1 protein-coding gene is annotated in these 884 nt (G+C 62.9%); it reads left to right on the forward strand.

Annotated features, from left to right (window positions below; genetic code table 11):
- The coding region (locus tag PTE30175_RS28000) for a cbb3-type cytochrome c oxidase subunit I (RefSeq protein WP_191629257.1) at nucleotides 1–884 on the forward strand (884 nt) is incomplete at both ends.

Below are 884 nucleotides of genomic sequence, written 5' to 3' on the forward strand. Positions count from 1 at the left end.
CTGCCCGTGGGCGGTCTGCTGCTGCTGGCGTCGTTCCTTGTGCCGGGCGGCGCGACCGCGGCCGGCTGGACCATGTACGCACCGCTGTCGGTGCAGATGGGCCCGGGCCAGGATCTGGCGATCTTCGGCGCGCACATTCTCGGCGCCTCGTCGATCATGGGCTCGATCAACATCATCGTGACCATCCTGAACATGCGCGCACCGGGCATGACGCTCATGAAGATGCCGATGTTCGTGTGGACGTGGCTGATCACCGCCTACCTGCTGATCGCCGTGATGCCGGTGCTCGCGGGCGCGATCACGATGCTGCTGACCGACCGCCACTTCGGCACGTCGTTCTTCAACGCGGCTGGCGGCGGCGACCCGGTGATGTACCAGCATATTTTCTGGTTCTTCGGGCACCCCGAGGTGTACATCATGATCTTGCCGGCGTTCGGCATCGTGTCGCAGGTGATCCCGGCGTTCTCGCGCAAGAAGCTGTTCGGCTACAGCTCGATGGTCTACGCCACGGCATCGATCGCGATCCTGTCGTTCATGGTTTGGGCGCACCACATGTTCGTGACGGGCATGCCGGTCACGGGCCAGCTGTTCTTCATGTACGCGACGATGCTGATCTCCGTGCCGACCGGCGTGAAGGTCTTCAACTGGGTCGCCACGATGTGGAAGGGCTCGCTCAGCTTCGAGACGCCGATGCTGTTCGCCGTCGGCTTCCTGTTCGTGTTCACGATGGGCGGCTTCACCGGCCTGATCCTGTCGCTGGCGCCGCTCGACATCCAGATGCACGGCACTTATTACGTGGTGGCGCACTTCCATTACGTGTTGGTCGCGGGTTCCCTGTTCGCGCTGTTCTCAGGTTTCTATTACTGGGTGCCGAAGTGGTCGGG

Origin of the sequence: Pandoraea terrae (assembly GCF_902459695.1) — a bacterium.
GTDB lineage: Bacteria > Pseudomonadota > Gammaproteobacteria > Burkholderiales > Burkholderiaceae > Pandoraea > Pandoraea terrae.